The following is an 8,391-nucleotide window of genomic DNA, read 5'->3' as shown; positions in this document are numbered from 1 at the left end:
TAACACGATGTCAAAGGCACCGGTTTGTTGCCAGTTAGCCGTCAAATTACCCAAAGCAATGGTCGGCGTACCGCCCTCGCTGGCCGAGCTACCGGAGATACCGTTGCCGTTAGTTATGGTAGCGACATAGTTGCCGGTGGTGTCGGTGCCAAGCGCTACTGAGTCGGCTTGGATAGTGGTCGTGCCGGTAGCGTCGACTACTACGTCACCACTAAAAGACACAAATGTTGGTACGTTTGAGCCGTTGGCTACTAATACCTGGCCGGGCGTGCCAGCCGCCGTAACCAAAAGCGCCCCCGCGCCGTTACCATAAATAAGGCCGTTAGAGGTAAAGGTCGAAGCTCCCGTCCCGCCGTTAGCTACCGTCAGATCGTTTGTCAGAGTTAGCGTGTCAATTGTCACCGCGCTCGGTAGGCCAACCGTAATCGTATCAATTGTGTCATCACTAACGTCGATTTCATTTGCCGTACCGACCAAATTCAAAGCTCCGCTAAGGCCCCGTAATGAGGTCACGCTGGCCCCGCTGCCGTCGTCCGGATCACAAGCCCAGGCCGCGCCATTCCACTCCAGTACATCGCCGCCCGAACAACCGTTTTGTCCAATATCAATTAGGCTTATCGTGCCATCGGTTATTTCGACTGAATCGATCGAAGCACCGAAGGCATTTTGCAAACTAACCGAGCCACCCAAACTGACTAATCCGCCACCGCTCAGACCAAGGCCGGCCGTGATTGTAATCGAGCTGTTAGCGAGATCGATATTGGCTACCGTGCCATCGCTGATTTCCGAGCCGTCGATGCTGGGTCCGAGCAACGAGACATTAGCCGATAAGGCATTATCATCGACGCTGCCAAGTGGTCCAATAGTGATGCTGTCGCTCACTTCCAAATCGTCAATGGTTTGACCGAGCAGTGATACCTCGCCTGATATATTCGGAAAACTAATACTGTTGTCCGTCGTCGGATTATTTATTACAAAGGTGGTTTCAAAGGCGTCTGCCACAGTACCCTCAAAGACAAATGGCGAGCCGCCTTGAATCGTCCCGTTAACCATAACGGCATCGGCCAGGCCATCACCCAGCGTGCTCGCACCGTTGACTATGAGATTTGCCGTCAAACTAAGACCGGTAAAAGTCGGGCTGGAAGCAACCGCGATGTCCTGCGGGGTAGATAACGTTATGGTACTCCCACCGCTGTTAACAATTATCTGGTTTGCCGTACCGTTAAGGTCTAGTGCCCCTGTTAAACTATTCAGGGCGGTAACACCCCCTCCGCCGCCAGGCAAGGCTAAGGTGCTGGCGCTGGTTATGCGGCCGTCGCTGTCGACCGTGAAAATCGGATAATCAGAGCCGTTACCGTAAGTTCCAGCTGTTACCCCGGAAGCTACCAACTCGCCGCTTCCGACAGTATTTGAGCCTAGGTTTGTCGCTCCGCTAGCAGTTAGGCTAATGTCGCCTGAAATTGTTTTAAATATTGGTACCCCGCCGCTTGACCCAACCAGTACTTGTCCCCCCACTGGGGCCGCCGTAGCCTGGATTGGACCGCTGCCGTTACCGAGCAGTACGCCGTTATCAGTCAAGTTGGTAACGTTGACTGCTACCGGTAGGCTGATGTCATCGGGTAAATCGGCTGACGTTAAAAATCCGCAATCCTGACCGATATAACAGATTTCGAGGTCGCCAACTACTGAAGCTAGGCTGACGAACTGATCGCCGTCAAAGTAATTTAAGCTATTTTGGACTTCGTCATAATAAATTGTCCCGATGTCTGGGTTTTGCGGCTGCGAGCCGGGTACGATAGTTATCGCCTGATTGGCGGTTAGTTGGCCGTTTATCACCAGTTGATTGGCCCGGTTGATGGTTATGCTTGATCCGTCGGGCAGAGATTCCAACTGCTCAATCGTCAGCTGAGTGATCTGTTCGAACGCTTGCGGGCCATCAGTATTATTTACGTCGCCGGAGTTGTAGCGCCAAATCCCCAATAAAAACACCGCCAGCATCACCGCCAAGACCGGTAAGATACCAAGTAGCAGAACACGCCGCCGGTTGTGCCTCAGCAAAGCCTCGGGATTATCGTTATCCATAACCCGCCTTTAGACACGAGCCAAGCTGATGGACGTTGGCTAGCCCACTAGCTAAAAGCCTTGCTGCCGTTGGTGTGGACATTTTTTGTTTTTATTTTGGTGTCTAGAGAGAAGTTTATCGTTTTTGTTTTTAAATCTTCTAGACGACTAACAGTATATACGCAATTACCGATCCAATCAAAACTAAACTAACAGATACGCCGGAGACTTGCAGCAAGCTGGTGAAAATTGACCCGGACGCTAAGGGGTTACGCCCCAATGAAATAAAACTGCCTCTGATTGCATTGGCTAAAAACACACCGCTAATGATCACACTTAGGGCAAATAATCCGCTGGCTACCAATACCCGGGCGAAGGGCACCGTTTTGCCGGCAATTTTGCTAGCGAGGATCTCTATACCGGAAAGACCTCCGGTAGGGTTCGGGCCGGCTTCTCGATCAAATAGCCTGATCTTGATCAGGCCAACTCGAGCCGTTTTCTCCCCCGATGGCGTCGGTACGTCCTCGATGTCTTGAGCGATACTTTCCTGGTTGAAATCTTCCAGGGCAATTCCTAGAAGCTTTTGTTTATCTTCTTCGTTGGCCTTCATTCCTACCCCTGATAGCCACGAGGTACCGACAAAGTCGCCTGCCTTGATATCGCCGTTTAAATCAGACACGTAAGCGGCGACTTCCCCGGCGATTGCCACCTGAATATCGGCCTGGGCGTAGTTAACATTGATTAAACTATCGCCACTGTTAGACACTACACCGGTCAGATACTGGTTATTGGTTAGATTAGCTAGAGCAATATTAGCCGGATCCTCCTGGTTAACGCTCACCAACATACCTTCGGCCAGATTCCCGGTGTTTAAAAACCCCTCGCTAATAAAGGCCGCTCGCGATACTTGTGACCAAGACAGTAAGCATAACAGCGTAAAAATCGATGTAATAATTACACGAACGAGCCAACTATAAGAGGTGTTGCTGGTTTTTATGCTTCCGGTGATATGTGCGGCCGAGTAATTCATTGCTGACTCTATTTTACTACTTATGTTGGTATCTCTTACCATGAATAGCCTCCGCTTTGGCCTTCCCGAAACGACCGGCCATGCCTTAAAAGCTGGCCGGTTTGGCTGGAGATGAAGTTATCTAAACTTAAACTTAAGGGACTAGCGCCGGATTCAGTCTGGTAAAGCCGGAAATATATCCAATAATAGGCGCTCTCGGCTTGATAGTATTCGCTGACTGTACCGCTTGGCGATCCAGAGATAGAACAGTTAGCGCTGGAACAGTCGGAGGAAGCCGAATCGGTCGTAATTGTTTCCCAGGCATTGGTGCCGCCAAAGCGGTAGGCCTGGAGTACCACACTGTTAGTGCTAGGGGCTACGCTACTGAGGTAGAAGGCGCTAGCCGATGGTAAAACCGAGTTTGAAGTAAATCGGACGGCAAAAACATAGTTCGGGTTTGCCCCGATAGCGGCCGTAATACCATCGGTTAAACCATCGGTTCTAAAGACTCCGCAGTAGCCTTTATCAGTGCTAGAAACACAGTTACCTTCAATATTTGTATGCGGCGAACGCCCTGGGTCTAGCAGATAAGACGCGTGGCCGACAGTCGAACTTAGGCTATCATCCGCACCTTTGGAGTAAATATAGTGGTTGTCGTCCACCGACTCAGCCGTAGTTAGCGTCGGATAACTGGTGATCGAACTAATTCCCCGCCAACTGGAACGGGACGGGTTGAGCCCGTCCTCGGTCGCCAACAAAAACCGATAGGTAACCGCGCCGGCCGCTTGGGCGGTATCTACGATGTAGGCGATTTCCGTACATTGAACAGTAGTCGTACCGTCCGGCAGTGTTAGGCTGGTAATTTCGTCGGCCTCAGTAAACAAGCCGTTATTCCAAGTAGCTCCCGCCGTCAAACAATCGGCATCATCCCGACTAGTAGTGTCGGTGGTTGAGGTCATATCGGAGTGAGATTCGCTCAAGCTGTCGCCCGTCGTCTTATCCGGACTTAAGCCGCCACTAAATTCACCGCTTTTGGCAAACTCAGCCAGAATCACATCGTCTCCGCCCGACTCATCGCTGTTGGTAATTATCCAGCCCTTACCGTCCGGGCCAAAGGCGATTTGGCTCCGCACAAAGTCGTCGGCCTCGCCTCCGTCGATAATCGTTTCGCACTGCCAGGCGTCGGAGCCGCCGGTATCGTCGAAGCCGTCGCAGTTGCCGCCGCTGCCGACGTATCTGGCGACAACCAAGTCGTCTTGGCCGCTAGCTTCGCCATTATTAAACGACACCCAGGGCACACCGGCGGCGTCAAACGCTAACGAGGTTCCGATTATATCGTGGCCATTGTCGCCATTTACCACCAAGGTGCACTGCCAGGCGTCGGAACCGCCGGTATCGTCAAAGCCGTCGCAGTTGCCGCCGCTGCCGACAAAATTCGCCACGATTAAATCGTCATTACTCGTGGCCGGCAAATTATCGTTATGGAATGAGACCCACGGCGCGCCGTCAGGCGCTATCGCTAGGCTGATGAACTCGGCTTCGTTGGTGGTGTCATCTGAATCCGAACCGTCATAGACCATCGTGCACTGCCAGGCGTCGGAGCCGCCCGCTCCGTCGAAGCCGTCGCAGTTGCCGCCGCTGCCGACACGTTGCGCCACAATCAAATCCTGATCGCCCAGATTGACCTGATCCGGAAAAGCGATAATCGGATTGTCGTCTTGATCGATCACGATTGTGCTACTTCTAATCGCAGCCGCCGTGCTGGTTTCATCAAACACAGTGGTACACTGCCAGGCGTCGGAGCCGCCAACACCGTCAAAGCCGTCGCAGTTACCGCCGCTGCCGACGTATTCCGCGACTACCGTGTCATAGGCTGATGATTCAACGTTATGAAACGCCACGTAGGGTTTGCCGGTGCTGTCAATCGCAATTGACGGCCAACGGGCATCGTCATCATCGGCGCCGTCAAACACCAAGGTGCACTGCCAAGCGTCGGAACCGGCAGTTCCCTCAACCGAGTCGCAGTTACCACCACTGCCGACGTAGTTAGCTACATACAACTCATCGTTACCGTTACCGTTAAAATAGGCGATGTAAATATCGCTGCCATGCGCCGCCATGCTGACTTCGGCCGCGTCAAAGGTATTAGTTCCGTCGTGCACGATTGTACACTCCCAGGCGTCGGAGCCGCCGTTATCGTCGATCGTATCGCAGTCCCCACCGCTGCCGACGTACTCGGCAAATATCAAGTCGTCACCGCCGGCATCATCGTTATGCCAGGCCAAATATGGCGTCGCGTCCGAACCGAATGCAAGAGACGAATAGAACCCATCAATCGTATCCGCGCCGTCAAAAATTGTCGTGCAGTCCCAATTAGTCGAACCAATGGACGCCGCGTCAAAGGAGTCGCAGTCTCCAGCAGTCGTATCACCTAAGTTGGCGCCGACCTTAGTCCAATATCCGTCGCCGCGGTCATAAAACAAACCGATGTCGCTATCAACCGCCTCGCCGTCATTATCAATCTGAGCTCTTAGAGTCAGCCGGTTGCCTCGTCTGACATCAGTCAAGGCCGTATTGGCCGCGGCTAGTTGGGTATTAATATCGGCGCTGGCGCCGTCGTCGTTCTCCCAAATATAGGCTTTCTGGGTCAGATTTTCAGTGGTTGGTCCCCCGCCCCCGCCGCCGGCATTTTGAATGCCAGCAAAGTCCGCTACTTGGATCCAGAAAACGTGGTTGTTCACCGCGTAAGATACGTCGTACTTGAGAGTAGTATCAGCCGTTATCCGGGGGAACCAAGAGCCGTTAGAAGAAAAAGCTGTACCAGTACCACTACTGGTAGCCCAGATTTGCGGTACCCGATAGCCTTCTGTATATCTTAGGGTGGAACTGGAATTATCGTATGACTCGCTATCGGTGGCACCATCCACCGTCGTGGTCTGGGTCAATCCAGTAGAAGCGTCCGTCAAAAAGCGATAATCAGTTACCAAATCATCATGCGTCAAAACGTAGACAGTGTCTCGGCGATTAGTGCCGGTCTGCTCGGAGCCCAACGCTACCGTGGATTCGGAGGCGTTTTGATTAACGCCGTCGCCCAAGGTTACGAGCTTGCCAAACGAGCCCTGGCCAAGACCATTGCCCTCCGACGTTCCGGCTGATTTCCATACCCATGTGTTGGCCCTATCAACAGTTGTAATCGAGTTAGTGGTGTACTCGCCGGTTATATCGGCTCCGTTGCCACCGGCATCCCAATCCACGAAATTCGATTCCTGCACCGTCCACTCGCTGCCCCATTCAACTATATAAACCTCGATATCGGCCGCTACCGGGGCGGTGCTAGTCCCGCCGTAGCGCTCGATAGTGATTTGATTGGTGCTGGATTTATAGACTCTAGTTCCTAATGTCACCGCATAACTGGTGCTGCTGCTGTCTGACGTGCTGATACCGCCGCCCCAACGTCCGCCAAATGGTACGGTTTGGCTGCTGTGGTTGCCCGACAACGTATCGGTCACAGTCTGCAGTGTGTTGGCGCTGCCTGCTCCCAAGCTGACGTGGCGGACCTCGCTTAAGACAAACCCTTTGCTCGCACAGGCGTCTAGACATTCGACGACCGTAATCGCTCCGGTCCACTCGTTGCCCGAACTTCCTCTCGTCAATTCGAGCTCGTCATCGTTTGACGTGGAAGAGGAAAAATTGCCGTAAGGGTCCATAGTAACTCGGGGCGAGTCGACATTACCCCCCCGGTTACCGGTTGAGCCCGTGCCCCCATTAATCATGACAAAATAATCCTCAGACAGTGTATTGTTAAGCGTCATCGTCACGGTAGCATTTGTAAAAGTTGTGCCCTCGAACTCATAGGTCGTAACGCGGAAAACATCATTCGCGCCGGCGCTCGTCAGCAGTAATCTCATCAAACCAATTGGCACGGCCATTAACACTATAACCAACTCGACCGCGTCTAATCGGCGTCTGGAAACACCCCGGCTTAGCTGGTAGCGGATTTTCTTACGACCTGACAGCTTGCCCATAATCAGTTTTATCCTGCCCACTTTAATTCGCATATTGGAACTCAAATTCGCCTAATAATAGGTTGCTAGCAGTTGATGTGGTCGATAACTTGAAAACAAAAGTGATGATGTCGCCCGCAGCGAAGGCACAAGTACTTAGACTCGAAGCGGCTTCTTGCTCCCAGACTCCGGCGCTGGCGCCGTTAAACGCCGCCGAGAAGCATTGAGTTTCGTCCTGATCATAAAGCTCCCAAGTCGTCTGGGCATTAGTCGTTGCCCCGTCCGGATCGCTATGCCAGAACTTGAAGGTGCTGGCGGCGCCGATTGACGCGAAGTCGCTCGGAATCTGAACATTGACGATGATGTCATAGTCCTGGGCGGACGCCTGGCCGGTACTCCATTGGTAGTAGTTATGCTTTTCGCCTTGGGCCATGCTTAAGGCATTAACGAAATCGGCCGTCATCGTGCCAGTGTTATTACTGCCATCGGCGTGCAATAACCCGCCCGAAAATTCCGGTATTCTGCCCATCGTTACGACCGAGCCGGTGTCAATACAATCAGTCCAGCCGCTGTTTTCAAAGCAGCGGAACTTGTTATCGGTTGAGTTATAATAGATGGCCCCATTAACTCCTGTCGGATCGGCCGTCGAGCTATCCACCACCAGCACGGTCGTACTCGTACCCGTTCCGGTGGCATTACCGATTACTACCCGATTATTTGACGTATCGGCCGAGAATAAAGTATCCGCCCCGGTGGCATTTTGGATTTCAAAGGCGGTCGTGCCGTTGGTTGAACTAACGTAGGTAAGATCACCGTTATCCGCCAGAGTTAGGACCGGCGTGCCATTATCCTGAATGACAAAGTCCCCTGTGCTAGCGAGGTTATAGGTCACATTGCTGCTGCCATTATTAGTGATTGTCATCGCCGGGTTATCAGTCCCGTCAAGCGTCAGCTCGAATCCGCCGGTATCGGACAGGGTTAAGAACGCACTAGACGCATCCTGGAAAATGATGTCGCCGCTACCTTGCATGTCAAACACCAAATTCGGATTGTTAGTAGCTGAAAGTTCAAATTCCAGACCACCGGTTTGACCCTGGGCAGCGTCGATAGTTATCTTCGACGGTGTGGCACCGAAATTATTATAGGCGTCGTCAAGTGTCGGCGTTCCCGTTCCCACATCATCATCAGTACAACTAATGACGCCGGAGGAGTTGGCGGTTAGAGCGCCGCCGTTGGCGTTGGCCGAGCAGTTATAGCCGGATAGGGTTAGGATACCAGCCGTAGTAACACTAATCCTGGTACTGGTGTGACTGATTA

4 protein-coding genes are annotated in these 8,391 nt (G+C 52.6%); all 4 read right to left on the bottom strand.

Annotated elements, in window-relative coordinates:
* Positions 1 to 2,082: hypothetical protein (locus VGA08_01790; GenBank protein ID HEX9679327.1), on the bottom strand; the 2,082-nt coding region annotated here is incomplete at its 3' end.
* Between the two features lie 139 nt (positions 2,083 to 2,221).
* Positions 2,222 to 3,091: a hypothetical protein gene (locus VGA08_01785; GenBank protein ID HEX9679326.1), complete on the bottom strand. Its 870-nt coding sequence runs from the start codon at positions 3,089 to 3,091 to the stop codon at positions 2,222 to 2,224.
* 35 nt (positions 3,092 to 3,126) lie between these two features.
* The gene (locus tag VGA08_01780; GenBank protein HEX9679325.1) at positions 3,127 to 7,128 is read right to left on the bottom strand and encodes a hypothetical protein; all 4,002 of its coding nucleotides are present in this window, start codon (positions 7,126 to 7,128) and stop codon (positions 3,127 to 3,129) included.
* On the bottom strand, positions 7,118 to 8,391 hold a 1,274-nt coding region (locus VGA08_01775), incomplete at its 5' end, for a hypothetical protein (GenBank protein ID HEX9679324.1). The genes VGA08_01780 and VGA08_01775, both read right to left, overlap by 11 nt.

This window comes from Candidatus Saccharimonadales bacterium (assembly GCA_036397795.1).
GTDB lineage: Bacteria > Patescibacteriota > Saccharimonadia > Saccharimonadales > DASWIF01 > DASWIF01.
The sequence above is the reverse complement of the archived record's forward strand: the minus strand, read 5'-3'. Positions and strand labels throughout refer to the sequence as shown.

Bases quoted from the DNA above. Each gene is read 5' to 3' on its own strand.
- VGA08_01785 (HEX9679326.1), bottom strand. From the start codon at position 3,091: ATGAATTACTCGGCCGCACATATCACCGGAAGCATAAAAACCAGCAAC.
- VGA08_01780 (HEX9679325.1), bottom strand. From the start codon at position 7,128: ATGCGAATTAAAGTGGGCAGGATAAAACTGATTATGGGCAAGCTGTCA.